Annotated in this window: 20 protein-coding genes and 3 tRNA genes; 7 read left to right on the top strand and 16 right to left on the bottom strand. The window is 31.3% G+C overall.

The features are described from left to right. Nucleotides 1-153: 153 nt before the first annotated feature. Nucleotides 154-492, top strand: coding sequence for a helix-turn-helix domain-containing protein (locus tag Q0891_RS07600; RefSeq protein WP_299100370.1), 339 nt, complete (start codon nt 154-156; stop codon nt 490-492). Between the two features lie 31 nt (nt 493-523). On the opposite strand, the gene Q0891_RS07595 is transcribed toward Q0891_RS07600, so the two are convergent. Further along, nucleotides 524-904, bottom strand: a complete 381-nt coding sequence (locus Q0891_RS07595; protein WP_299100368.1) for a hypothetical protein — start codon at nt 902-904, stop codon at nt 524-526. Nucleotides 905-984: 80 nt separating this feature from the next. Beyond that, entirely contained in the window at nt 985-3,534 is a 2,550-nt protein-coding gene (locus Q0891_RS07590) for an ATP-dependent Clp protease ATP-binding subunit (protein ID WP_299100366.1), read from the bottom strand. Nucleotides 3,535-3,958: 424 nt separating this feature from the next. Between Q0891_RS07590 and gyrA the strand changes: the two genes are divergently transcribed. Continuing rightward, on the top strand, nt 3,959-6,508 hold the full coding sequence (gene gyrA / locus Q0891_RS07585; RefSeq protein WP_299100364.1) for a DNA gyrase subunit A: 2,550 nt from the start codon (nt 3,959-3,961) through the stop codon (nt 6,506-6,508). Nucleotides 6,509-6,536: 28 nt separating this feature from the next. Next, complete coding sequence (locus Q0891_RS07580; protein WP_299100362.1) at nt 6,537-7,826, top strand: tetratricopeptide repeat protein; 1,290 nt, start codon at nt 6,537-6,539, stop codon at nt 7,824-7,826. Between the two features lie 52 nt (nt 7,827-7,878). Here the strand turns inward: Q0891_RS07580 and Q0891_RS07575 are convergent, their stop codons facing one another. Then, nucleotides 7,879-8,628, bottom strand: a complete 750-nt coding sequence (locus tag Q0891_RS07575) for a C40 family peptidase (RefSeq protein ID WP_299100360.1) — start codon at nt 8,626-8,628, stop codon at nt 7,879-7,881. Nucleotides 8,629-8,637: 9 nt separating this feature from the next. Next, entirely contained in the window at nt 8,638-9,816 is a 1,179-nt protein-coding gene (locus Q0891_RS07570; protein WP_299100358.1) for an acetyl-CoA C-acyltransferase, read from the bottom strand. A gap of 114 nt (nt 9,817-9,930) precedes the next feature. Here Q0891_RS07570 and Q0891_RS07565 point away from each other — a divergent pair, with 114 nt between their 5' ends. After that, complete coding sequence (locus Q0891_RS07565) at nt 9,931-11,982, top strand: HDIG domain-containing metalloprotein (RefSeq protein ID WP_299100356.1); 2,052 nt, start codon at nt 9,931-9,933, stop codon at nt 11,980-11,982. Between the two features lie 10 nt (nt 11,983-11,992). On the opposite strand, the gene Q0891_RS07560 is transcribed toward Q0891_RS07565, so the two are convergent. The 4 genes from Q0891_RS07560 to Q0891_RS07545 form a co-directional block, all read right to left on the bottom strand. Further along, the gene (locus tag Q0891_RS07560; protein WP_299100353.1) at nt 11,993-12,616 is read right to left on the bottom strand and encodes a LysE family transporter; all 624 of its coding nucleotides are present in this window, start codon (nt 12,614-12,616) and stop codon (nt 11,993-11,995) included. 193 nt (nt 12,617-12,809) lie between these two features. After that, nucleotides 12,810-12,883 (bottom strand) — tRNA-Arg (locus Q0891_RS07555). Between the two features lie 33 nt (nt 12,884-12,916). Then, nucleotides 12,917-12,991: transfer RNA gene (locus tag Q0891_RS07550), tRNA-Pro, on the bottom strand. A 50-nt stretch (nt 12,992-13,041) separates the two neighbouring features. Further along, nucleotides 13,042-13,130: transfer RNA gene (locus Q0891_RS07545), tRNA-Ser, on the bottom strand. Nucleotides 13,131-13,566: 436 nt separating this feature from the next. Here Q0891_RS07545 and Q0891_RS07540 point away from each other — a divergent pair. Next, complete coding sequence (locus tag Q0891_RS07540) at nt 13,567-13,974, top strand: hypothetical protein (RefSeq protein ID WP_299100351.1); 408 nt, start codon at nt 13,567-13,569, stop codon at nt 13,972-13,974. Here Q0891_RS07540 and Q0891_RS07535 read toward each other — a convergent pair. The 8 genes from Q0891_RS07535 to tsaD all read right to left on the bottom strand — a co-directional run bounded on the left by Q0891_RS07535 (nt 13,946) and on the right by tsaD (nt 20,952). Then, nucleotides 13,946-15,142: a class I SAM-dependent methyltransferase gene (locus tag Q0891_RS07535; protein ID WP_299100349.1), complete on the bottom strand. Its 1,197-nt coding sequence runs from the start codon at nt 15,140-15,142 to the stop codon at nt 13,946-13,948. The genes Q0891_RS07540 and Q0891_RS07535 overlap by 29 nt on opposite strands. Before the next feature lie 6 nt (nt 15,143-15,148). Further along, nucleotides 15,149-16,237, bottom strand: coding sequence for an AI-2E family transporter (locus Q0891_RS07530; protein WP_299100347.1), 1,089 nt, complete (start codon nt 16,235-16,237; stop codon nt 15,149-15,151). 48 nt (nt 16,238-16,285) lie between these two features. Continuing rightward, on the bottom strand, nt 16,286-16,789 hold the full coding sequence (locus Q0891_RS07525) for a TrmH family RNA methyltransferase (RefSeq protein ID WP_299100345.1): 504 nt from the start codon (nt 16,787-16,789) through the stop codon (nt 16,286-16,288). Between the two features lie 219 nt (nt 16,790-17,008). Then, nucleotides 17,009-17,341: a hypothetical protein gene (locus tag Q0891_RS07520; RefSeq protein WP_299100343.1), complete on the bottom strand. Its 333-nt coding sequence runs from the start codon at nt 17,339-17,341 to the stop codon at nt 17,009-17,011. A gap of 38 nt (nt 17,342-17,379) precedes the next feature. Continuing rightward, complete coding sequence (locus tag Q0891_RS07515; protein ID WP_299100341.1) at nt 17,380-18,021, bottom strand: DUF4159 domain-containing protein; 642 nt, start codon at nt 18,019-18,021, stop codon at nt 17,380-17,382. Between the two features lie 11 nt (nt 18,022-18,032). Next, on the bottom strand, nt 18,033-18,737 hold the full coding sequence (locus Q0891_RS07510) for a 16S rRNA (uracil(1498)-N(3))-methyltransferase (RefSeq protein WP_299100339.1): 705 nt from the start codon (nt 18,735-18,737) through the stop codon (nt 18,033-18,035). Further along, on the bottom strand, nt 18,737-19,369 hold the full coding sequence (locus Q0891_RS07505) for a peptidylprolyl isomerase (protein ID WP_299100337.1): 633 nt from the start codon (nt 19,367-19,369) through the stop codon (nt 18,737-18,739). Before Q0891_RS07505 ends, Q0891_RS07510 begins: the two co-directional genes overlap by 1 nt. 560 nt (nt 19,370-19,929) lie before the next feature. After that, a complete protein-coding gene (gene tsaD / locus Q0891_RS07500; protein WP_299100335.1) occupies nt 19,930-20,952 on the bottom strand; it encodes a tRNA (adenosine(37)-N6)-threonylcarbamoyltransferase complex transferase subunit TsaD in 1,023 nt (340 codons plus the stop codon). A gap of 162 nt (nt 20,953-21,114) precedes the next feature. Between tsaD and Q0891_RS07495 the strand changes: the two genes are divergently transcribed. Both Q0891_RS07495 and pfkA read left to right on the top strand, forming a co-directional pair. Next, nucleotides 21,115-25,527 (top strand): translocation/assembly module TamB domain-containing protein, encoded by a 4,413-nt coding sequence (locus Q0891_RS07495; protein WP_299100334.1) that lies wholly within the window; start codon nt 21,115-21,117, stop codon nt 25,525-25,527. Nucleotides 25,528-25,663: 136 nt separating this feature from the next. After that, nucleotides 25,664-26,650, top strand: a complete 987-nt coding sequence (pfkA, locus tag Q0891_RS07490; protein WP_299100333.1) for a 6-phosphofructokinase — start codon at nt 25,664-25,666, stop codon at nt 26,648-26,650. Nucleotides 26,651-26,681 lie beyond the last annotated feature (31 nt).

The raw sequence follows: 26,681 nt of genomic DNA, 5'->3' as shown, positions 1-26,681 counted from the left end.
GAACGGTCAAAAATGATAGTACAAAATAATTATTATTAAAATGGTTTTAACTCAATGATATCGAAGGATTCAAGACTATGTTAAATAAACTATAAAAAGTATAGTTGTATAATTAAGTATAGTGATGTACTTTTGTAACATTAAAAATGTATTATGCATAAATTCAAAGGAAAAGAGTATCCTTGCTGCACTAGTCTTACAATGGGTATTATAGGAGGCAAGTGGAAGACTGTAATTTTATTTCACTTAATAAATAAAACTTTACGCTATAATGAGTTACGAAAGGAAATACCATCCGTTACGGAGCGCACTTTAAGCCTACAATTAAAGACTTTAGAAGAAGATGGTGTAATTAAAAGGAAGGTTTATACGTCTAAACCACCACTAAAAGTGGAATATTCTTTAACTGAATTAGGAGAAACATTGATACCATTAATTCAATCTATTGCTGATTGGGGAGTTTCCGTTGTTAGTGAGAAAAAATATAGTTAAAAACATTTTGAAATATTTGAGTAAAGTAGACCTAATCAGTAATATCTAATTTAATCACTTCGTCTTTCCATGAAATAGCATCTTCTAAATTTGAAAAAATACCGAAGGGTTTATTTAAAAATAACTTTTCTATTTGTGCATTTTTAATCGCTTTAAAGTCTTCAGAAACTACAGCAAAACCAGCTAAGCTTCTCATTTTTGATGTGGTTTTATAAATATTTGGGTTAACAGAGTATGAATTAATTCTGTGTGTGATATAAACAAATGGTTTACCATTGTAATATTCTTCAGCCATATTAATAAGTGTCTCATTGTGGTATCTGTCTACATGAACTCCTTCATTCATAATTGTCACTATATAATCCTCATAAAAATTGATAGTGCAGAATTCTATTTGTACAGTTTTTTCCATTACTTATTTTAAGTATAATCTCTAAAATACAAAAAACTCCCTCATAAGGAAGGAGTTTTTTATAATAAAGTTGAAGTAATTTAAGATTCTGTAGTTTTACTAGATGATTTAATTTTAATACTTAATTCATCATTTTTTTCATCTAAATCCATAGTGATTGTATCACCTTCATGGATTTTAGAATTGATAATTTCCTCAGCTAGAGCATCTTCAACGTACTTCTGAATAGCTCTATTTAAAGGTCTTGCACCATATTGTTTGTCAAATCCTTTATCAGCTATATAGTCTTTTGCTTTACTCGTTAATTTAAGATTGTATCCTAAATCTTTGATTCTGTCAATTAACTTTACAAGCTCAATATCAATTATTTTTCCTATATCTTCTTTTTCTAACGCATTGAAGACAATAACATCATCAATTCTATTTAAGAATTCAGGAGCAAATGCTTTTTTAAGCGCATTTTCTATTACAGCTTTTGCATGATCAGACTCTTGAGCTATTGCAGCAGAAGTTCCGAAACCGACACCAGAACCGAAATCTTTAAGTTTTCTAGCTCCAATATTAGAGGTCATTATAATAATTGTATTTCTAAAATCAATTTTACGTCCTAAACTATCTGTTAAATAACCATCGTCTAAAACTTGCAATAACATATTAAAAACATCTGGATGTGCTTTTTCAATTTCATCTAATAAGACAACAGCGTAAGGCTTACGTCTTATTTTTTCAGTTAATTGACCGCCTTCTTCATAGCCAACGTATCCAGGAGGTGCTCCAATTAAACGAGAGATAGCAAATTTCTCCATGTATTCACTCATGTCAATTCTTACTAATGCATCATCACTATCAAATAACTCTCTTGCTAATACTTTAGCTAATTGTGTTTTTCCTACACCTGTTTGACCTAAGAATATAAATGAACCAATTGGTTTATTGGGATCTTTAAGTCCAGCTCTGTTTCTCTGAATTGCTTTAACCACTTTTGCAACCGCTTGATCTTGACCAATTACTTTTCCTTTAATAAGGTCTGGTAATTGAGATAACTTGTTAATTTCAGTTTGTGCAATTTTATTTACAGGAATACCTGTCATCATTGAGACTACATCAGCGACGTTATCTTCCGTTACAACTTCTTTATGTTGTTTGGTTTCTTCTTCCCATTTTTCTTGTGCCGTTGCTAGTTCTTTTTCAAGACGTTTTTCATCATCTCTTAGCTTAGCAGCTTCTTCGTATTTCTGTTTTTTAACAACACTATTCTTAGTTTCTTTAACTTCTTCAAGCTTCTTTTCTAATTCAAGAATTTGTTTTGGCACATCAATATTGGTAATATGAACACGAGAACCAGCCTCGTCTAAAGCATCAATAGCTTTGTCTGGAAGAAATCGTTCTGTCATATAACGGTTAGTTAATTTTACACAAGCTTCAATAGCTTCATCTGTATAATCAACATTGTGATGCTCTTCGTATTTACCTTTAATATTATTAAGTATTTCTATAGTTTCTTCTACAGAAGTTGGCTCAACAATTACTTTTTGAAAACGACGTTCCAAAGCACCATCCTTTTCAATATATTGTCTATACTCATCTAAAGTAGTGGCACCAATACATTGTATTTCGCCTCTTGCTAATGCTGGTTTAAACATATTAGAGGCATCTAAGCTTCCGGTTGCTCCACCTGCGCCAACTATGGTATGAATTTCATCAATAAAAAGAATAATGTCGTCATTCTTTTCTAATTCGTTCATAACGGCTTTCATGCGTTCCTCAAACTGACCTCTATATTTAGTACCAGCAACTAAGCTCGCTAAATCTAAAGTCACAACACGTTTATTAAATAAGGTACGTGATACTTTTCTTTTTACAATTCTCAGCGCTAAGCCTTCTGCTATTGCAGATTTACCAACACCAGGTTCTCCTATTAATAAAGGATTGTTTTTCTTTCTTCGACTTAAAATTTGAGATACACGTTGTATTTCTTTTTCTCGTCCTACAACAGGATCTAATTTACCTTCTTCTGCAAGTACAGTTAAGTCTCTTCCAAAATTATCTAATACAGGTGTTTTTGATTTCTTATTGGTTTTGCCAGCTTGTCCACCGAATGGATTTTGCTTTGCATCTTCCTCTTCGTTAATATCATCATCAGAAAACGACTCTGCTTTTGGAGTTTCTAAATAATCATCTTCGCTCGTTGCCATAGATTTAAATTCTTCTTTTACGTTATCATAATCCACTTTAAGCTTATTTAAAAGCTTTGTAGTAGGATCATTTTCATTCCTTAAAATGCACAATAATAAATGCGCTGTGTTTATTGAGGTGCTCTGAAACAGTTTAGCTTCTAAAAAAGTTGTTTTTAATGCACGCTCTGCTTGCCTTGTTAAATGCAAGTTCTTCTTCTCGTTAGACGTTGTAACGATATTTGGGTTTGCAGGACTTAGAATCTCTACTTTACGTCTAAGGTGGTTGAGATCTACCTCTAACGCACCTAAAATATCTATAGCCTTTCCGTTACCGTCTCTTAAAAGACCAAGCATTAAATGCTCAGTACCAATAAAATCATGACCTAAACGCAAGGCTTCTTCTTTGCTATAAGCAATTACATCTTTTACTCTTGGTGAAAAATTATCATCCATACTAATTTCCTTTCTGCTTTAAAAATAATAAAAACATATTAGGTAAGTGGCAAAAACCATACCTAAACTAAATCAAATTTAAAATGTGTTACGTATAGTTCTAAATAATTTGTAATTAAGACAATCAAAAAAGCAGCATATGTTGAATGCTAAGTTTTTAATATTTAGAGATATACAAGTGCAGTTAAATGAGATTATTTGAACAATTTTAATGACTAAATGATTGTTCGTGTTATGTTGTTAACGAAGAGAATAAAAATGCATTTTATATCAAAGTAATTAGTGAGATACTTATTAACTAAAAAGATATCAAATATTGTTAATAAAAAAAGCCAAATAGGGGATTGATTTTGTTTAAAAACAGTGGTATTTTGGTTATATTAGCACGTTATTGAAATTTAAAAAAAACTAATTAATTTTATATATGGCAGAAGGAGAAAAACTCATTCCAATTAACATTGAAGATGAAATGAAATCGGCTTACATTGATTACTCGATGTCAGTCATTGTGTCACGTGCATTACCAGATGTAAGAGATGGTTTAAAACCCGTTCACAGACGTGTACTTTACGGTATGCATGAACTAGGTGTTAGAGCAAGTGGTGCGCATAAAAAATCTGCAAGAATTGTCGGTGAAGTTTTAGGAAAGTATCATCCACATGGAGATACTTCAGTATATGATGCGATGGTGCGTATGGCTCAAGAATGGAGTTTACGTTATATGTTAATTGACGGACAAGGTAACTTTGGTTCTGTAGATGGTGATAGTCCGGCAGCAATGCGTTACACCGAAGCAAGAATGCGTAAGATATCTGAAGATATGTTGGCAGATATTGATAAGGAAACGGTAGATCATAAACTAAATTTTGATGATACTTTAGAAGAACCAACTGTTCTTCCTACACGTATTCCAGGTTTATTAGTTAATGGTGCATCTGGTATTGCAGTAGGTATGGCAACTAATATGCCACCACATAACTTAACTGAAGTTGTAAATGGAACTATTGCTTATATAGAAAATAATGATATTGAAATTGATGAGTTAATGCAACACATCAAAGCACCAGATTTTCCAACAGGTGGAACCATTTATGGGTATGATGGTGTGAAAGAAGCTTTTCATACAGGTCGTGGACGTATTGTAATGCGTGGTAAAGCAATAATTGAAGAAGTTCAAGGAAGAGAATGTGTTATTGTAACAGAGATTCCTTATCAAGTGAATAAAGCAGACATGATTAAAAAGACTGCTGACCTTGTTAATGATAAAAAACTTGAAGGTATTTCTACCATTAGAGATGAGTCTGATAGAAATGGTATGCGTATCGTATACGTTTTAAAACGTGATGCAATACCAAACATTGTACTTAACAAACTTTATAAATATACAGCTTTACAATCTTCATTTAGTGTAAATAATATTGCATTAGTTAATGGTAGGCCACAATTGTTGAATCTTAAAGAATTGATTCACTATTTTGTTGAACATAGACATGAAGTAGTTGTTAGGCGTACAAAATACGAATTACGTAAGGCAGAAGAAAGAGCACACATATTAGAAGGTTTAATTATTGCTTCAGATAATATTGATGAAGTAATTAAAATAATTCGTGCTTCATCTAATGCTGAAGAAGCTCGTAACAATTTGATTGAACGTTTTAAACTGTCAGAAATTCAGGCTAAGGCAATTGTAGAAATGCGATTACGTCAGTTAACAGGCTTAGAGCAAGATAAACTGCGTGCTGAGTATGAGGAAATAATGAAAACAATTATTGATCTTAAAGATATCTTAGACAAAAAAGAACGTCGAATGAGTATCATTACAGACGAGTTAATAGTTGTTAGAGATAAATATGGTGATGATCGTCGCTCTATTATAGAATATGCTGGTGGAGATTTGAGTATTGAAGATATGATTCCAGATGCTCAAGTTGTTATTACAATTTCTCATGCAGGTTACATAAAACGTACGTCACTTACAGAATATAAAACTCAAAATAGAGGAGGAGTTGGTCAAAAAGCTTCTACTACACGTAACGAAGATTTCTTAGAACATTTATTCGTTGGTACTAACCATCAGTATATGTTATTCTTTACGCAAAAAGGAAAATGTTTCTGGATGCGTGTTTATGAAATCCCAGAAGGCTCTAAGACATCTAAGGGTAGGGCAATTCAGAATTTAATAAATATAGAGCAAGATGATAAAGTTATGGCTTTCATCTGTACTCAAGATTTGAAGGATGAAGATTATATAAACAGCCATTATGTAATCATGGCTACTAAAAAAGGTCAGGTTAAGAAGACATCTTTAGAACAGTATTCTCGTCCAAGATCAAATGGTATTAATGCTATTACAATTAAGGAAGATGATGTTTTATTGGAAGCAAAGTTGACGACAGGTGAGAGTCAAGTAATGTTAGCTTTAAAATCTGGTAAGGCAATTCGTTTTGAGGAAGCTAAGACGAGACCAATGGGTAGAAACGCATCTGGTGTACGAGGCATTAGACTTCAAGATGAAAAGACTGATGAGGTTATTGGAATGATTGCGGTTAACGATATGGAGAGCAATATTTTGGTGGTCTCTGAAAATGGTTACGGAAAGCGTTCAAGTTTAGAAGATTATAGAATTACTAATAGAGGAGGAAAAGGCGTGAAAACTATTTCTATTACTGAAAAGACAGGTAATTTAGTGTCTATTAAGAATGTAACGGATGAAGATGATTTAATGATCATTAATAAATCAGGAATCGCTATACGTATGGCCGTTGCAGACTTGCGTGTAATGGGTAGAGCAACTCAAGGGGTAAAGTTAATTAACTTAAAAGGTAAAGACTCTATTGCTGCAGTTGCGAAAGTAATGAAAGATGATGAAGAGAATATTGAGGAGTTAGATATTGAAGAGACTGAAGGAGGTACTGAAAATACTGGCTCAACTGAAGATGGCACGGCTATTGATAATACTGAAACCGAAAACTAAATTATAACAATAAATTATTTATTACAAGATGAAAAAATTAATGACATTAGTGCTTTTATTGGCAATTGGTTCAATGTCCTATGCTCAAAAGAATGAGTTAAAGGCAATTGAAAAAGCACTTAAGAATGTAAATTTCTCAGATGCCAAAGCAGCAGTATCTACTGCAGAAGCTTTAATTGATAACATGGACGGTAAGTCTAAGGCAAAATTTTATTTTTTGAAAGCGCAAGCTTTATATGCCAATGGTGCTGGTACAGATGCAAATATTGATGAAGCTATTGTAACGCTAGATAAGTTGAAAACTTTAGAATCATCAATGGGTAAGTTGAAATATACTGATCAAGCTAACGATATGAAATCTAAAATGTACAATACCTTTATTACTAAGGCAAATGATGCATTTAAGAGTAATGATTATGAAGGAGCAGCAGCGAGATTTGAGAAAATTTATAGAGTTTCTCCAAAAGACACTTCTTATTTGTATAGCGCAGCATACTCGTCAGTGAGAGCTGAAGATTATGATAGTGCTTTAAAGTATTACATTGAACTTGAAGATTTAGGTTATACAGGAATTGCAATGAATTATTATGCAACAAACCTAGAAACTGGTGAAGAAGATTTTTATGGTGATAATAAGTCAGGTAGAGATTTTGCAGTTAAAATTAAAACGCATGATAAACCAAGAGATTCTAAAGCAGAATCAAGACGATCTGAAATCGTAAAAAATATCGCATTAATTTATGTTTCTCAAGGAGAAAATGAAAAAGCTTTAGGTGCTATTGCAGATGCAAAAGCTGAAAACCCAGAAGATTATAATTTAATTTTATCTGAAGGAAATGTTTACTTGAAACTTGATAACAAAGAGAAGGCATCTGAGTTATACAAAGAAGCATTATCTATGGATCCTGAGAATCCTGATTTAAATTATAATGTAGGTGTTTTAGCAATGAGCGCTGGTCAATTTGATGATGCAAAAAGTTATTTTAATAAAGCATTGAAATTAAAACCAGACCATGCTGATGCAGCACTTAATTTATCTAGTATTCAGGTAAACATTGGTAATGCCATGAATGACGAAATGAATGCATTAGGTAATTCCGCAGCAGATAACAAGAGATATGAAGAAATTAGAGTAGAAAAGAAAGCGATCTTTTCTGAAGGTGCTGCAATTTTAGAAAACTACTTAAATGTCAACCCTTTATCTAAAAACTTAGATATTTTAACGCAATTAAAAAATATCTATGGTGCTTTAAATGAAGGAGAAAAGTACAAGGCTATGAAAGCTAAAATTGAAAATATAGAAAGTGCAGGAAACTAGTATATACTATAATTTATAAAAAAAAAGCGACTAAATTATTAGTCGCTTTTTTTTATATAATTTTCTTAATAACCCTAAGTTTATGGGTGTGAGTATTTTTTTCTTTATTATAAATACCACTATGATCTAATCTGTCAATCCTTACTTTTCCATGGGCATGAATGATATAATTATCTTCCATTATAATTCCCACATGAGTTATATGACCTTCACTATTATCAAAAAATGCTAAATCTCCTGGTTCACTTTCTTCAATAAAACTCAACGCTTCACCTTGTGTCGCTTGCTCAGAAGCATCTCTAAGTAAAGTGTACCCATTTAGTTTGTAAACCATCTGAGTAAAACCAGAGCAGTCAATGCCAAAAGGTGTTTTTCCTCCCCAAAGGTAAGGTGCATTTAAATAAAGAAAAGAAGTTTTTATAATATTAGATTTAACTGAAACAGAAGTATGTGAGTTGCCATCAAAGTGATGGTTTAATAATTCTAATCCATTTAAATTAGATCCAACAGGAATAGGATATAAGTTGTTAGAACTATCTGTTACAAATTCGATAATATCTTTGGATAGATTAATATCGGCGGATTTTAGCGTATTATAATCTTCTACATCAATTTCTTTGTATTGTTTATTATCGATCCAACCTTCATAATTATCAAATGCAAATCTAACTCGGCTCCATTTTTTACGTTGTTCTAATACTTTAAAAAAGTCTCCATATAAAGCCTGAGTTACCATTTCACTGGTATCACTAGGTTCTAATCTTATGGGTACAATTCCAAGATTGCAGATGCCGTATTGCATAAAGTTTGGTTAAGCGCGTTCTAATATTAAAGCAGAAGCTCCACCACCTCCATTACAAATTGCGGCAGCCCCTAATTTAGCGTCGTTTTGACGTAACACATTAATTAATGTCACTAAAATTCTTGCACCAGAACATCCAAGAGGATGTCCTAAAGATACAGCGCCACCGTTAACGTTAACATTGTTATCGTTTAATCCTAATATTTTCATGTTTGCCAAGCCTACTACAGAGAACGCCTCATTGAATTCAAAAAAATCAACATCACTTAAATCTACATTTGCTTTTGCTAATGCTTTGGGCAGTGCTTTTGCAGGTGCTGTTGTAAACCATTCTGGTTCGTGGGCAGCATCGGCATAACCTTTGATGGTTGCAAGAGGTTTTAATCCTAATTCAATGGCTTTTTCTTTGCTCATTAAAATTAAAGCAGCTGCACCATCATTTATTGTAGATGCATTTGCAGCTGTAACCGTTCCATCTTTAGTAAACGCAGGACGTAATGCAGGAATTTTATCCATTTTTACGTTTGTATATTCTTCATCAGTATCAACTATCACAGGTTCGCCACGTCGTTGAGGTACTTCTATCGAAATAACTTCATCTTTAAATTTTCCGGCATCCCAAGCTGCTTTAGAACGTTCATAAGATTGAACAGCATAAGCATCTTGATCCTCTCTAGAAAATTTATATTCTGTAGCACATGCATCTGCACAAACACCCATTGCGTTTTTATCGTAAGCATCAACTAGACCATCCTTTTGCATTCCATCTTCAAGTGTAGCTGGTCCAAATTTTGTCCCTTTCCTTGCGTGAAAATAATGAGGTATAGCACTCATATTCTCCATTCCACCAGCAACGACAATTTCTGCATCACCTAACTGAATTGCTTGTGCGGCTTGCATCACTGCTTTCATACCAGAAGCACAAACCTTATTAATGGTAGTACAAGGAACTGTATTAGGCAAACCAGCGTAAATTGCAGCTTGTCTTGCAGGTGCTTGACCAGTACCAGCTTGCACTACATTACCCATAATTACTTCATCTACTAGATTTGGTTTTAGGTTAATTTTATCAAGTGCTCCTTTAATTGCTGCAGCACCTAAACGTGGTGCAGGAACAGAAGATAAACGACCTAAAAAACTACCTATTGGTGTTCTAACGGCTGAAACGATTACGACTTCCTTATTCATTATTATTTAGTTTGTTGTTATATTTTGCGAAATTAAACATTTTTTAAGAGATTTGAGAATGTATTAATGATATTGCACTTCTAAAGTTTTAATATTTATTACATTTGATTGTCTATGAATACATTCTTCAATAAATGGTATAAAAATCATGCCTTAGGCTACAAAATTTTACTATATCTAGTTACTACTCTTTTTATAGTTTACTTGTTTCCTAAAACAGGGAAATTCAGATATTCCTTTGAGAAGAGTAAACCATGGCAGTCCGAAAGTCTTTATGCTCCTTTTAATTTTGCGATAAAAAAATCTATAGATGAAATTGATAAGGAAAAGCGCGAAATTGAAAATCAAAGCCCCTTATATTTTGATGTCAATAAGAACGTTGAGAAACAAGTATTATCCAATTATTTAGATGGATTCAATCGTGTCTTTGTAGATTCTAGTGCTTTTAGTATTGAAAATTCAGACTTGTTTAAAAAAGGTAAAGTATTAATTAATAAGTTGTACAATTCTGGAATATTGGATTCAGAATACGGTTATTCAAATGAGCGGTCTGTAATTTTAGTTACATCTAATAAAGTTCAAAATGAATTACAGTATGGTAGATTGTATAAAATTGGAGAGCTACGTAAGATTGTTGAGAAAGAATTAGGTAATGGAATTAAGCTTAATTCTAAAAAACGGATGGTTTCTCTATTTTTTGATGTTTTAAAACCTAACTTAAGTCTCAATAAAAGCATTACTGAAAAGGTACTGGAAGAAGAATTATCTCAAATTTCTTTAACAAGAGGACATATTGAAAAAGACCAATTAATTGTTTCTAAAGGTCAAGTAATTGAAGAAGATCAATATGATATTCTAACCTCTTTAAAGTCGGAGTATGAATCTCATGTTTGGAATACTAAAAACTATAACTGGGTTTTAGTTGCCTATACCTTATTGGTAGCTTTGGCTTTACTGATGTTACTATTGTTTCTTAAAAAATACAGAACAGAAGTTTTTCTCAATAATACTAAGGTTACTTTTATATTTTTCAATATTGCTTTAATGATATTGTTGACTACGTTAGTAATTAATTTTAACTCCCAGTATATATATGTAGTTCCTTTATGTATTCTACCACTGGTATTAAAAGCCTTTTTTGACGCGAGATTAGGTTTATTTGCTCATGTGTTAACTGTTTTACTATTAGGGTTTATTGTTCCTAATAGCTATGAATATATGTTTCTTCAGATTATAGCCGGAATGGTAACCATTTTAACGGTTTCTGAATTGTACAAAAGAGCAAACCTATTTATATCAGTAGGACAAATTACGTTTATTTATATCATTGCGTATTTTGCGTTTTTTGTTATTCACGAAGGTCAATTAACAGGTTTAAAATGGCAAACCTTTGGATTGTTTATATTATGTGGTCTTGCGACACTTTTTGTACAACCATTAATATATATATACGAAAAAATATTTGGTCTTGTGTCTGATGTATCGTTATTAGAGTTGTCTGATACTAATACAAAACTGTTGAAGGAATTATCTAATAAAGCGCCAGGTACATTTCATCATTCATTAAATGTTGCGAATTTAGCTGAAGCTTCCGCGAACGAGATAGGAGCAAACGCCATGTTGATTAGAGTAGGAGCTTTGTATCATGATATTGGTAAGATGAATAATCCAACGTATTTTACAGAAAATCAAAGTACAGGTATAAATCCTCATGATGAATTGTCTAGCAAAGAAAGCGCTAAAATTATCATAGATCATGCTATAAAAGGAATCGAAATTGCAAAAAAGTATAACTTGCCAGATAGAGTAATTGATTTTATCAGAACCCATCATGGTACAAGTTTGGTTTACTACTTTTATATGAAGGAAAAAGCAGAAAACGAAGTTGTAGACCTAAAAGACTTTACTTATCCAGGACCAAAACCATTCAGTAAAGAAACTGCTATACTTATGATGTGTGACAGTGTAGAAGCAGCTTCAAAAAGTTTAAAAGAACCTACAAGTACAAAGATTAATGATTTTGTAGAAAATATAATTAATAAGCAAATGGAGAATGGTCAGTTTTTAAATGCTGATATTACATTTAAAGAAATTCAATCTATTAAAAAAGTTTTAAAATCTAAATTGGCTAATATATACCATCTTAGAATTGAGTATCCAGAATAAGCATTTACAATTATAATACAAATAGATATATTAAGTTTATTATAGAAACTGTTGCGGTAAGAAAGCCTAAAATTAAATTCATTTTATCTGCAATAACTTGAAGTTTATGTGCTATTCTATTGGCAATAATAGCGTATAGGGCATACAATGAAAATGAGCCTATTGTTGAGCCAAGAGAAAAGTATAAACTATTCTCTAAAGAATATTCAAAATAGTCTATACTAATTAGTAGTGATATAGATGTGAAATAAAATGGAATAGCAGTAGTGTTTATTATTGATAAGCCAATACCACTTAGATATGCTTTTGATTTTTTAATTTCTATTTTCTTCTTTCTCTCATTTGGAGTAAAGTGTAGTCTGAAAAAATTAATGGATAGCAGCATTAGTATTACAGAACCAATTTTTTGTATTAAAGAAATATACTCAGAGTTCTCCATTAGAACATTGGATAAATAAGCACCTATGTTGGCCTGAAAAAATAGCACAGTAGCAAAGCCACCAATAAGATAAAAAGCAGCTTTTTTACCACTTTTTAAACTGTACTTAACAACAGTTAAATTTAAATAACTAGGCACTACACTGCCAGAAGTGGCAACGATAACACCCAAGAATAAGCATATAAAAAAGTTCATTTAATTTTTTCTTGCAATTAACAACTAAATATATGGTGTTGTTGTTCCGTTCAGTTGCTATTTTAGCTCAAATAGTAAAGAGATTTAATTAATAAACTATAAATTGATAACAAGGCGCAAAGTGAAAGACCATAATAGTCTTAATAAGTATCCAAAAACAAAAAAGCCTCACTAATTAAAGTAAGGCTTCTTGTGATCGCACTAGGATTCGAACCTAGGACCGCCTGCTTAGAAGGCAGGTGCTCTATCCAGCTGAGCTATGCGACCATTTAGAGATAAACTCTAAAAATTCAATAAAAGTCGGGGTGGCAGGATTCGAACCTGCGGCCTCCACGTCCCAAACGTGGCGCGATAACCGGGCTACGCTACACCCCGAAATTGGTTAAAAAAAATACTTACAGTCGCATACGCTGAAGTAAATTTTGCGGAGAGACAGGGATTCGAACCCTGGGTAAGTGTTTCCACCTACGACGATTTAGCAAACCGCTCCTTTCGGCCACTCAGGCACCTCTCCAGTTAAAAAAATGAACGCTATTCATTTAAATGCGGGTGCAAAGATAACAGTTCATTTTAAAGTAAACAAAATTTTTGTAGGGTTTTTATTAAAATTTTTTCCCTGGTGTTTTTAAGACAATTTAAATCATCAAAAATTGGTAAAATTACCTGATATTTTCTCTGAAATTTGAACTATCTGGTTAACCAATTAGATAGAATTTGTTAGAAAACTCTAATATATAACCTATTAGAAGTATGTAATTGAGTACGTTTTTATAGGATGGAACGGTATTTCATCGTCAAAAAGGACATTTATTGATTAATTTATGGTAAAAAATATGCATTTCATCGAAAAAAAATAACTTTTTGTCGGTATTATGTAAATCGTTTTATATGTTTGCTGTCCCAAATTAAGTGAAATAATCTCAAAGGCTTATTTCAAAAATTTTTAGAAAATGAAAAACCTACTAAAGTTATCGGCCATTTTTGGTCTAATCTTATTGACTAGTGCATGCACTGAAACAACAGATGATCTTGTTGTTGAAAATCAATCTACTACTTTAAATCCTCCTTGTAATGAAGAAGACCCTAAAACTAGGGTTGTAAATAATGGAACAGTAGCTTTTAATCTTGAAGTATTTCTTACAGACGGAACTACTGTTGTAAGTATTTTGAACATTCCTCCAAATTCTACAACATCTTGGGCTACTTTTTCTGAAGCTGAAGTTATGTTTTCTTTAAAAGGATCTGATCAAAATGTTTCGGATGACAAAGTTCTTATACAAATGGATAATTGTATGGCATATGAAATTGAAGTAGATATCAATAACGAAATTATTTCATATACTCCGACTGTACTTTAGAACAAAGAATAATAATTTTTTTGTTTAAAAGATCAGTTGTGAAGAAGAGATAGGTATTTCCTCCATCTTTTACATTAAACTTTTTCCTAATTTCAGATACTGAAATCGGAAAATTTCTAATTGTAATATTTGCTTTGGATATATTTTCTTTTTTGAACAATTTCTTATTATACGGAATTATATTCACTATTTTAAACTGTCTACCTGGAAATTCCATAAGTACATCAGAAGTATATAAATGTGTATGCTGATGCAATTTGTCGATTTTTAGTAACGTACTAATAGAGTTAAATCCGCCTGATTTTAATACCGCAGAGTTAGGTTCATAAAGATATTTTAAGGGCTTGCTGTATGTAGCAATAGCCCTTTGTTCTTCATTAAATATGTAATTAAAACTTTGGGTAGAATTATTTTTTAAATTAGAGGTTATTATTTTTACCTGTGCGCTATAATTCTTCTCTAATATCCATAAAAGTTCTTTAACTTCATTATTATTAGCCACAACATGGATTTCTTTTACATTGTGTAAATCATTAAGAGTAGCGGTTAAATCTAATAATGGAGAGGTTTTAATCATTACATTATTAGTGTATTTAAAGAGTAAATCTCTATGTTCTTTTATGTTAGGTTCGCAATCGGCTAACAAAAATACTTTTTTCTTTAAGGCATCTCTACGGGAAGGGTCTAAATAGATCCAATCAAAATTTTCATTTAATTGTTCTAAAACTTTTGTACCATCCTCATTAAGACATTTTGCATTCTTAATATTTAAGACATTAAAATTATGTTTAACAATTTGCGAAAGCGATTCGTTAATCTCACAATGTATTACGCTATCAAGTTTTTTAGCAAAGTGATAAATGTCTACACCAAACCCTCCAGTTAAATCAATTAACTTTTTTCCAGAAACTAAAATTGCTTTGTGTTTGGCAGTAACTTCAGAAGAGGTTTGTTCAATATTAAGTTTATTAGGATAATATATATTATCACAATTAAACCATGTAGGTAGTTTTTTCTGGCAACGTTTTTTAGCTTCAATTTGCTCAATGACTGTTTTTTGATCTATTGTGTTAAAAGGAATGCCTTTTAGCAACAATTTAGAAATATCAGAATTTAAATTTAAAGATATAAATTCCTGAATTTCTTTATTTAGAATCGCTTTTTTCAAAATAATCTAAATTCCTTTTGTCAATTTTTTCACAATGTTGTAATCAGATAAAAATTCTTTTAATATAACTTTTATCGCAGTGTAGGTTGGTACCGCTACAATCATTCCTACAATACCAAATAAAATACCAGCTATAATTATTACTAAGAAGATCTCTAGTGGATGTGATTTTACACTTTTTGAAAAGATATAAGGCTGACTAAAAAAATTATCTACGAGTTGCGCAATGATGAAACCGATCATTACATATGTTGTTTTAGGTAATATAACATCACTAAAACTTTCTCCTAAATTACTAGACATGCTTAACAGTAACATTAAAAAGCCACTCACTAAAGGACCTACATAAGGTACTAAATTTAGAAGCGCACACAAAAACGCAATAACTATTGCGTTATCTATTCCAAAAATTAATAGAATTATAGTATAGATAATAAACAAGATTAATATTTGAAATATGAGACCTACAAAATAGCGAGATAGCAAATCTTTAATTGCGTTAATTGATCTTTTTGATCGTTGTTCATTGCCACTTGGCACAAATGTCATTATACCATCTTCAAATAATTTACTGTCTTTTAAAAAGAAAAATGAAATAAAAAGTACTGAAAACAAACCAATACTAAAACTTCCTAAACCACTAATAAATGAATTTAAAAAGTTTGGTATCAAGGCAAAATCTAGTTTAGATAATAAGTTAGAATCTTTTATTGATTGTTCTACATCAATATTATTAAACTCAAAATATGTTACAATTTGATCGTATAGATCTTCAATATTAATTTGTAGTTGATTAATGTTTAGCAAAGATAAATTATGGCCTTGTTCCACAATTAAAGGAATAAACAAGCCTACCAAACCAATTAAAAGTCCTAATAACAATACCATGGTTACAATAACAGCTGCGGTATTATTAAATTTTAATTTTCTTCTGAGAAACAAAATTATTGGCCGTCCAATAAGTGATATTACGGCTGCAACAGCAATGTAAACTATTACAGATTGAATTTTAAACAGAAAAAAAAGGACTAATACAATTGCTAAAATAATACCTAAGGCTCTAATTATACCATTGGCTATAGTTTTGGAGTTCATTTCTTTTAATTTACTCAAAGATGCTGAAATAATTTCAGCAAGACAAATTTAGGAATTAAGTTGTTTAGTAATCTCAAAAAGAGCAATGCTAGTGGCTTGTACGACATTCATACTACTATTATTTCCATACATATTAATATGAACGACTGCATCTACAAGGTTTAATAAAGTTTCAGAAACACCAAAATTCTCATCACCTAAAATTAAAGCAATAGGTTGATTAGTTAGTAGTTTAAAGCTTGATAAAGCTTCACTATTTTCTGCAATTTCTAATGCTATTAAAAAATAACCGCTTGCTTTTAGGCTTTGTATTTGTTCTTCAATTGAATCATTAAAACTATAATTCACATATTTTTCAGTAGATCGAGACGTTTTTGTCATACGTCTTCCCAATTGAATGTTCTTACCGCAAAAAATAAGTTCTTCAATACCAAATGCATCAGCAACTCTAAATAGACTGCCAATATTAGGTGCGTTTGTAACGTTATCACAGATCACTTTAATGGCGTGTTGTTGCTTTTTGAAATTAGAATTGTAATGGTTGAGTTGCATTTTATAATTTAATTTTTTACAACTACATGTTACAATTATAATAACTGCAAGGAATAGCTAAATGTGTTGGAATTCTCATCATACAAGAGTAATCTACATGAAAACTATTAACACCAATTGTATAAGTGTGATTATTAATCGATTTCATTGATTGAAAGGTAAAAGCGATAACTAAAAATGAAGCTATAATTCTATATTTGATTGAATATGTCTTCATTTTTATTTTACTAACGTGCCATTAAATGCACTCGATTTCTTTTTCATTTCTATCCAAAAATAAAGCGGAATTGCGCCAGTTAAAGTCGAAACCCAACCAAATTCCCAAAGAAAAAATGTGGCAATTGCAGAAAGCATAAATCCAACGAATACAAGCATATAATTATCATCTGCATACAATCTATTAATATGCTTTTTTGTAAAATAACCACAATGTTTGCAGCGATGATTAAATTCATTTTTACCCATTTCCATTAATAAACCGTATCTATCAGAAGCTTTGGTTTTAATATAATTATCTTTTTTGCAAGATGCACAACGATAGGTAAGTTTCATAAAAATTTACTTTTAATCTTCAAGATATAAATATGCTATTAATTCTCAAAAGCATATTTAATAATATTGGCACCCATTTTCAATGCTTTTTCTCTTACATCTTCTGGATCATTGTGCACTTCTTGGTCTTCCCATCCATCACCTAAATCACTTTCAAAAGTAAATAACAAAACTAGTCTACTATCATTAAAAATCCCATAAGCTTGTGGTGCTTTGCCATCGTGTTCGTGAATTTTTGGTAAACCATTGCTAAACTCGTAAGCAGAACTGAAAATTGCGTGATCTTTAGGGATCTCTATCAATTCGTTATTTGGAAATACTTTTTTTAATTCTTTAGTAATATATGGTTCCATTCCGTAATTATCATCAATATGAAGAAATCCACCAGAAATTAGATAATTTCTTAAGTTTTCTGCATCGTCATCACTAAAGAATACATTACCATGACCCGTCATATGCAAAAAAGGAAATTGAAATATATCTGTGCTTCCTGCTTCAACAGTTTGTACACTTTCATTAATATCTGTATCAATATTATCGTTGCAATACTTTACCAAATTAGGCAATGCTGTTGGGTTACTGTACCAATCTCCACCACCTTTATATTTAAGGATTGCAACATCTTGTGCAGAAAGAAAAACGGCAAAAAGCGTAAATAAAATTGTAAAAATAGTTTTCATCAACCTAAAGGTTATTCATTTAAAAAAGCAACAGAATGACAGGCTGCGATTGCTGCGGTTTCTGTTCTTAAGCGTGTGTTACCCAAAGTTACTGCAATAAAGTTATGCTGCAAAGCCATTTCAATTTCTTTAACGCTAAAGTCACCTTCTGGACCGATTAAAATAGTGCAATCCGTAATTGGTTTTAAAACAGATTTTAAAGATTTCTTATCAGTTTCCTCACAATGTGCAATAAAAATCTGATCATTGAACGCTTTATTTACGTAGTTTTTGAAACTTATTGGTTCATTTAATTTTGGTAAATAGCATTGTAAAGATTGTTTCATTGCAGACTGAATGATTTTTTCAAAGCGTTCAGTTTTTACCACTTTACGTTCACTATGATCACAAATGATGGGTGTAATGCTGTCTATTCCAATTTCGGTTGCTTTTTCTAAAAACCACTCATAGCGATCGTTCATTTTTGTTGGAGCAACAGCTAAATGTAATTTGTAATTTTTTTCTGGTTGTAATTGCTTGGATGTAATAGATACCGCGCAATTTTTCTGCTCTGCTATTGTGATTTCTGCAGTAAAAAGCCAACCCTTACCGTTGGTAATGTTTAGAGTATCACCAACTTTTTTTCGTAATACTTTAGCAATATGCCTACTTTCTTCTTTATCAAATTTAAAGCTAGAATCGTTTTTAGTTATATTAGGATTGTAGAATAATTGCATTAATCGATATCTTCAGAAAATTTTAAAACAGTAATTTCTTCAATTGGTGTTTCAACTTCAGTTTTAATGACCAAATAATATTTTTTACTTTCAGGGTCATCAACTAGAAAAATGTCATTCAATTTGTGCGTCTCATTAAAAGCGACATCATCAAAAGCGGTAGACATGTCTCCAGCTTTTATCCAGCCAGTATCGCCACCCATTTTTGCTGTAGGTCCTGTTGAGTAATGTTTTGCTAGGTCTTTAAATTTATAACCTTGTTTGTATTGACTTATTACTTTTTCGCGGTTTATTTTTGCGTCCTCTTCACTGGTTTTGGCAGCATCAAATACAATTATGTTGAATTTTGAATAATTTACTTCAGACTTATCAATAACCTTATAGTAGGTTTTTTTGAAATCGGTTCTTGTTACTTTTTTACCACCTTTAGACAACTTGAAAAGATCATCAGCTAATCTAGTTTTGTGCTTGGCTTTATTAAATGTAAAAATTTTGCCTTGTTTTGGTTTATTCTCTTTTAAAAATGTGGAGGCTTCTTCCGACGTAGAAATTGAATCTAGTTGTTGCTCTAAAGTGCCTTGAGAAAACGCAAAGATTGGAATTAGCAGAAGTAATAATAAAAAATGTTTCATGTTTTAATTATAATTTTGATTTAGGATAATACAAAGCAACTAAATTTTCAGCTAGATAAAAAGGAAAGGTAGAAAGGATGTTAACAGATGTTTTAACAATTTTTGATCAGTTCCGTGCTTTTAATTTTAAAGATATACTAGTACTGAATACAATATTGATGATTAAAATGAATTGAGTGAGTAAAAAAAGTATGCCCATTCCTATTAGAAATAACTTCAAATTTTGGCTATCATCAAATAATGGAAATTCAGATTCTACATTGTTATTTAAAATAAAATAACCGATAAAAAATAACGGAACAATAGTAATAGAAATTATAGAATGTGTTTTTGTAAGCCAACTAATTAATGCTATTTTTTTGATAGAAATAAGGGTGTAAATAATACTTGTCGCGGTATACACTAAAGCAAGTAATAATGATAAATGTGAGTTGAGAATAACATAATAGGTGTCGTAAATATTTACATCAATTAATGTGTTTTTAAATATAAAAAAGTAAAAACTAAGTAGAAAGAAGAAAAATGAAATTAGCCAGAAATAAAGTGTTATTCTTTTCATTTTATATCTTTAATCGAGCAGTAGCCATGACATCAAAATTTGAAAAGTCCTTTTGTAAATATTTCAAATAACCAACTATAGCAATCATTGCGGCATTGTCTGTGGTGTATTCAAACTTTGGTACATAGCTTGTCCATCCAAAATTTTGTTCTGCATCTTTTAGAGCTTTTCTAATACCAGAGTTAGCAGAAACTCCTCCACCAATAGCAATATGCTTTATTCCTGTTTCTTTAACAGCTAGTTTTAATTTTGACATTAAAATTCCAATTATGGTAAATTGAATTGACGCACAAATATCATTAAGGTTTTCTTCTATAAAATTAGGATTTGTCTTTACTTGGCGCTGCACAAAATATAGGATGTTTGTTTTTAGGCCAGAAAAGCTAAAATTTAACCCATCTACTTTGGGTTTTGTAAATTGAAAAGCTTTTGGGTTACCTAACTGCGCACGTCTATCAATTTCAGGTCCTGCAGGATAACCTAATCCTAAAATCTTCCCGCTTTTATCGTAAGCTTCACCAACAGCATCATCTATAGTTTCTCCAATCACTTCCATATTAAAATGATTGTTCACTTTAACAATTTGAGTGTGTCCACCAGAAATAGTCATTGCTAAAAAGGGGAAAGGTGGTATTTTATGATCTTTTTCCTCAATAAAATGCGCTAAAATATGAGCTTGCATATGGTTAACGTCAATAAGCGGAATATCTAATCCATAAGCCAAAGATTTTGCAAATGAGGTACCAACAAGCAAAGATCCCATTAAACCAGGACCTCTAGTAAATGCTACAGCACTTAATTGGTCTTTATTTATACCTGCTTTTTCTAGTGCTTGATGCACCACAGGAACTATATTTTGCTGATGCGCACGAGACGCTAATTCTGGAACAACACCACCATACTCGGCATGTATTTTTTGATCTGCAACAACATTGCTCAAAATAGTGTTATTGCATAATACAGCAGCAGACGTATCATCGCAAGATGACTCTATTCCTAGGATGTAAATATTTTCTTTTTTCATAGTCGATATTCGGCACAATAATTGTTAATTTTACAAGTTTAAGTCCATTGCTTTAATTACAGCATATTGTAAGTACAAAGGTAAGGAAGATTTCAAACTTTTAAATCGTAAAATTCTATCAAACGGATACTCAAAATAATAGGTAAAATACTAGCAATAATCTTGCTGTTATTTTTCATTTTGTTTTTAGTGTTGTCCATTCCTGCCGTTCAAACACGTTTAGGAAAATATGTTACTACTAGAGTAAACAACGAATTTAAAACCAATATCAATATTGGTAGAGTGGGCATGCAACTTAATGGTGATATTGAGTTGAAAGAAATTTTAATTAGAGACTATAAAAAAGATACTCTAATAAGTGTTGGCGAGCTTAATAGTTCAATTATTAGTTTTAGAAATCTATATAATACCAAACTGAATTTTGGAGATATAGATCTTCAGAATGTTCTATTTAATCACAAAACATATTTAGATGAAGACGAATCTAATTTAGATATTTTCGTGGCTAAGTTTGATAGTGATAATCCAAGATTAGAGCCAAGTGAGTTCTTATTTTCATCTAGTGATGTGTCTATAGAAAACGGAGTTTTTAGATTAGTAAATGAAAATTTAGAAACGCCAAAAGTCTTTGAGTTTACTGAACTTAATGCTAATGCTACTAATTTTCTAATTAATGGTCCCGAAGTCAGTACTCGTATTAATAAATTTAGTTTTAAAGATAGTAGAGGAATTGCCGTTAAAAACTTAATGGCAAATTTTGAATATACACTAGACCATATGACGTTTGGTGACTTAAATATTAAAACTGATCAATCAGAATTAATAGGCGATTTAAGATTCAACTATAAACGAGAAGATTTAAAATATTTTATAGATAAAGTTAATATTGATGCGAGTTTCAGAGATTCAAATATTTCTTTAACCGAATTAAATGCTTTTTTTGACGAGTTTGGTACCAATCAACATGCAAATCTTAATGCAGATTTATCTGGTACATTAAATAATTTAGTAGCCACAAACCTCAATGTTAGTACAACTACAAATACAAGAATTATTGGAGATATTACGTTTCAAAACTTGTTTAGTAGAGAAGATGATAGTTTCGCTTTAAGAGGTACGTTTCAAAACTTAGCATCAAACTATAATGATTTAACAGCACTATTACCAAGACTTTTAGGGAATTCAATACCAAGTGTAATTTCTAAAGTTGGTAATTTTAACATTACAGGAACATCTTACATTACGGCAAAAAGTGTAGAAGCGAATGTAAATATTAATACAGATTTAGGATTAATTAAATCTGATCTACAATTAACTAACATAGACAATATTGATAATGCCAATTATATAGGTAATGTGATATTAGATGAGTTTGATATCGGTAAACTTATCAATGATCCTTTGGTAAAAACCACGAGCTTAAATCTAGATGTGGATGGTAAAGGTTTTACCATTAAGAATTTAAGGACAGATGTAAAAGGAGAAGTTTCAATGCTTCAATATAATGGTTACACTTACCAAGATATTAAGCTCTCAGGAGATTTGGGTAATAATATTTTTAATGGATTACTAAGTGTAGAAGATCTTAACTTACAGCTTGATTTTAATGGCTTAGTAGATTTTTCACAAGACATCAATAAATTCGATTTTAAAGCTCAAGTTGGTTATGCTAACCTCAATAAATTAAACTTTATAACAAGAGATAATATCTCTGAATTTAGAGGGCTGGTTACCATGAATGGTACAGGATCAAATTTGGATAATGCAATAGGCGCAATTAATATAAAAAATACAACCTATAAAAACCAAGATGGAAGCTATGTGTTTGAAGATTTTGATATTGTATCTTCATTTAAAGACCAAGTGCGTACACTTACCATTAATTCACCAGACATTATTAGCGGGACGATTAAAGGACAATTCAATATTAAGGATGTTGTAGGTTTAATAGAGAATTCAGTTGGAAGTATTTATACTAATTATGTACCAAACGTTTTAGAAGAAGGTCAATATCTCGATTTTAAATTTAATATCCACTCAAAAATTGCAGCTGTTTTTTTTAAGGATCTAACACTAGGAAAAAATACATTTATTGAAGGCCGAATAGAAACTGACGAAAAAGGTTTTGAGTTAGCTTTTAACTCGCCAGAAATTAAATTTAAAGATTATTTTGCAAATAAAATCAATATAAGTATCGATAATAGTAATCCTTTGTATAATACTTATATTGAGATAGATAGTATTGGTACGGGAATTTATAATGCTTCGGAATTTAGCTTGATTAATGTCACAAAACGAGATACGTTATTAGTAAAAACTGAATTTAAAGGAGGTAAGAATAACAGGGATAATTACAACTTAAATCTATTTTATACTATTGATGAATCTAACAAATCTGTAGTTGGTATTAGAAAATCTGATGTGCTTTTTAAAGGGTATGAATGGCTTTTAAATTCAAAGAAAGATTCATTAAATAAAATTCGTTTTGATAGAGGTTTTAAAGCGTTTGATATTTCTCCAATAAAAATTACTCAAGGCAACGAGGAGATTTTAGTATCAGGTAAAATCAATGATTCGCTTAATAAGAATTTTAATGTAGACTTCAAGGACGTACAACTCGTTAAAATTACACCACGTATAGATAGTCTAGCCCTTAAAGGTATTGTAAACGGAAAGCTTCAAGTGATTCAAAATAATGGCGTATATCTTCCAAAATCTAATGTAGAAATAAGTAGTCTTTTTGTTAATGATTTTGACTTAGGTGATCTAAAAGCTAAAATTGAGGGTAATAATTCTTTAACTGATTATAAGGTAGATGTATCGTTAATTAATGATAATATTAAGTCGTTAGGAGCAAAAGGATTCATTGATATAGCAGAAAACAATCCTACAATTAATTTAGATGTCGCCTTTGAAGAGTTTTTATTAGACCCATTAAATCCCCTAGGCGAAGGTGTGATTAATAATATTAGGGGACTAGTATCAGGAAATGCAAAAGTATCTGGTAGTTTAAATAAGCCTAGTATAGATGGGGAATTACTGCTCGATAGAGCAGGTATGTCAATCCCATATTTAAATGTAGATTATGGATTTGATTTTGATTCTAAAGTAGAACTAAGAGGGCAACAATTCATTTTTAAGAATGTGGCAATGACCGATTCTAAATACTTCTCAAAAGGAAATTTAAATGGTTTTATAGAACATTATAACTTTTCAGATTGGAGATTAGGTTTAAGGTTAAATACAAATAGACTTTTAGTATTAAATACAGAAGAATCTGAAGACGAACTTTATTATGGTACAGGGTTTATTTCAGGTACAGCAGAAATAAAAGGGCCTACAGAACAGTTAGTTATTGAAGTTAACAATGGTAGAACAGAAGCAGGAACAGAATTTTTTATTCCACTTAATGATGCTGAAAGCTTTGGAGACAATTCATATATTCATTTCTTAAGTCCTGAAGAAAAATTAGCCAAGGTTAAAGGTAAAATAGCAGAACAGATTGAAGTTAAGGGACTGATTTTAGATTTTGATCTTAACGTAAATCAAAATGCAACTATAGAAATCGTCATTGATAAAGAAGCTGGCAGTACGATTAAAGGAAAAGGCGAGGGTACTTTAAATTTTTATATCAATACAAGCGGAACTTTTAATATGTTCGGTGATTTTACAGTTTACGAAGGTTTTTATAATTTTAAATATGGTGGTTTTGTTGAAAAGAAATTTAAAGTTGAGCAAGGCGGAAACATTGTATGGCAAGGTGATCCTTTAGGTGCAGAATTAAATTTAAAAGCGGTGTATTCTGGCGATGCCAATCCGTCTGTTTTACTAGATAATCCTATTACTCAGAGTATAGATGTAGAAGTAGAAATTCACTTAACAGGACAATTAGAGCAACCAGTACCGGAATTCGATTTTAGATTTCCTGGTGTGAGTTCTACCGTAAAATCAGAATTAGAATATAGATTATCTTCAAAAGAAGAAAAAGACAACCAAGCCTTAATATTTTTAGCTACAGGAGGCTTCTCTAATGGTATAGAAGGCGCTAATTTTACAGGTACCATCTCAGAACGTTTATCAGGAATCGTAAATAATTTGTTTGGTACTAATAATGGAAACTTAGATGTTGGTATCGATTTAGAATTGGGTCAAGATACACCAGAGTTACAGACCAATTCAACTGTAGGCCTAACACTTCAAACTAAAATAAGCGATAAAATATTAGTTAACGGTAAGGTTGGTGTACCATTTGGTAGTGCTAGTCAAACGGTAATTAGTGGCGATGTACAGATAGACTTTTTATTAAATGAAGATGGTACGTTAAGAGCCAAAGTCTTCAATAGAGAAAACAGTATCGTTAATCTTGTTGATGAAATTGGCTATACCCAAGGTGTTGGTTTGTCATACAATGTAGAATTTGATACGTTTAAAGAATTTCTTCAAATTATATTTTCTGGGAAAAATAGAAAAGAAAAAGCTGTAAAAAGTCAGGAGCAAAAAGACCAAGAAAACGATGATGATTTCTTGCCAGATTTTATGTCAGTGAAAGAAAAAAAGGATAAAACCAAGTCCTAAAATTCACATTTATCTTCATTTTATTAAAATACTTATTAACGAAAACGTTTGAATTGGTTTTTCACTAAATATTTATGACAATAGTCACATAATTCTATGTATTGTTTCTTAATTTTACTGTAAACAAATTATAGAAATGCTACATACAATTAAAAAGATAGGTGTTTTAACATCTGGAGGAGATTCTCCAGGAATGAATGCCGCAATACGATCCGTTGTTAGAGCATGTGCTTTTCATGATATCAAATGCATCGGCATTTATAGAGGTTATGAAGGGATGATTGATGGGGATTTTATTGAAATGGATGCTCGTAGTGTAAAAGGTATCATTAATAAAGGTGGTACAATTTTAAAATCTGCACGTTCAACAGAATTTAGAACAATAGAAGGTAGAACTAAAGCGCACGAACAATTAAAAAAGGCAGAAATAGATGCTTTTGTAGTTATTGGTGGTGATGGAAGTTTTACAGGTGCAATGATATTTAATCAAGAGTTCGATTTTCCTGTAATGGGAATTCCAGGAACAATTGACAATGATATCGTTGGTACATCACATACACTTGGTTACGATACCGCTTTAAATACGGTTGTAGATGCCATTGATAAAATTAGAGATACAGCCAGTTCGCATAATCGATTATTCTTTATTGAAGTAATGGGACGAGATGTTGGGCATATTGCTTTAAACGTTGGTATTGCTGGTGGTGCAGAAGAGATCTTAATTCCTGAAGAAGATTTAGGATTAGACAGACTTGTGGAGTCATTAAGACGAAGTAAAAAATCAGGAAAGTCTTCCAGTATTGTTGTCGTGGCCGAAGGTGATAAAATCGGTAAAAGTGTGTTTGAACTAAAAGATTACGTAGACCAAAATATGGAAGGTTATGATGTAAGAGTTTCTGTTCTTGGACATATGCAACGTGGCGGATCACCATCGTGTTTTGATCGTGTTTTGGCAAGTAGAATGGGAGTGAAAGCCGTAGAAAGTTTAATTACCGGTAAAAGTAATTATATGGTAGGTATTAAAAACGATGTTATGGATTTAACACCGTTTGATCAAGCCGTAAAAGGAAAATCAAAAATTAATATGGAACTTTTAAGAGTTTCGGATATAATGACAATTTAATAAGAACAAAAATTAAAACAAAGATAGAGTA

The sequence above is a fragment of the uncultured Winogradskyella sp. genome, assembly GCF_947498005.1.
In the GTDB taxonomy this organism is placed as follows: domain Bacteria; phylum Bacteroidota; class Bacteroidia; order Flavobacteriales; family Flavobacteriaceae; genus Winogradskyella.
This window is presented reverse-complemented; position numbering and strand designations above follow the sequence as displayed.

Excerpts from the sequence above, each read along its gene's own strand:
- Q0891_RS07510 (WP_299100339.1), bottom strand. The coding sequence starts at position 18,737 with ATGCAATTATTCTACAATCCTAATATAACTAAAAACGATTCTAGCTTT.
- Q0891_RS07520 (WP_299100343.1), bottom strand. The coding sequence starts at position 17,341 with ATGAAACTTACCTATCGTTGTGCATCTTGCAAAAAAGATAATTATATT.
- Q0891_RS07505 (WP_299100337.1), bottom strand. The coding sequence starts at position 19,369 with ATGAAACATTTTTTATTATTACTTCTGCTAATTCCAATCTTTGCGTTT.
- Q0891_RS07600 (WP_299100370.1), top strand. The coding sequence starts at position 154 with ATGCATAAATTCAAAGGAAAAGAGTATCCTTGCTGCACTAGTCTTACA.
- Q0891_RS07560 (WP_299100353.1), bottom strand. The coding sequence starts at position 12,616 with ATGAACTTTTTTATATGCTTATTCTTGGGTGTTATCGTTGCCACTTCT.
- tsaD (WP_299100335.1), bottom strand. The coding sequence starts at position 20,952 with ATGAAAAAAGAAAATATTTACATCCTAGGAATAGAGTCATCTTGCGAT.
- Q0891_RS07570 (WP_299100358.1), bottom strand. The coding sequence starts at position 9,816 with ATGAATAAGGAAGTCGTAATCGTTTCAGCCGTTAGAACACCAATAGGT.
- pfkA (WP_299100333.1), top strand. The coding sequence starts at position 25,664 with ATGCTACATACAATTAAAAAGATAGGTGTTTTAACATCTGGAGGAGAT.
- Q0891_RS07590 (WP_299100366.1), bottom strand. The coding sequence starts at position 3,534 with ATGGATGATAATTTTTCACCAAGAGTAAAAGATGTAATTGCTTATAGC.
- Q0891_RS07575 (WP_299100360.1), bottom strand. The coding sequence starts at position 8,628 with ATGCAATACGGCATCTGCAATCTTGGAATTGTACCCATAAGATTAGAA.
- gyrA (WP_299100364.1), top strand. The coding sequence starts at position 3,959 with ATGGCAGAAGGAGAAAAACTCATTCCAATTAACATTGAAGATGAAATG.
- Q0891_RS07540 (WP_299100351.1), top strand. The coding sequence starts at position 13,567 with ATGAAAAACCTACTAAAGTTATCGGCCATTTTTGGTCTAATCTTATTG.
- Q0891_RS07580 (WP_299100362.1), top strand. The coding sequence starts at position 6,537 with ATGAAAAAATTAATGACATTAGTGCTTTTATTGGCAATTGGTTCAATG.
- Q0891_RS07525 (WP_299100345.1), bottom strand. The coding sequence starts at position 16,789 with ATGCAACTCAACCATTACAATTCTAATTTCAAAAAGCAACAACACGCC.
- Q0891_RS07565 (WP_299100356.1), top strand. The coding sequence starts at position 9,931 with ATGAATACATTCTTCAATAAATGGTATAAAAATCATGCCTTAGGCTAC.
- Q0891_RS07595 (WP_299100368.1), bottom strand. The coding sequence starts at position 904 with ATGGAAAAAACTGTACAAATAGAATTCTGCACTATCAATTTTTATGAG.
- Q0891_RS07530 (WP_299100347.1), bottom strand. The coding sequence starts at position 16,237 with ATGAACTCCAAAACTATAGCCAATGGTATAATTAGAGCCTTAGGTATT.
- Q0891_RS07515 (WP_299100341.1), bottom strand. The coding sequence starts at position 18,021 with ATGAAAACTATTTTTACAATTTTATTTACGCTTTTTGCCGTTTTTCTT.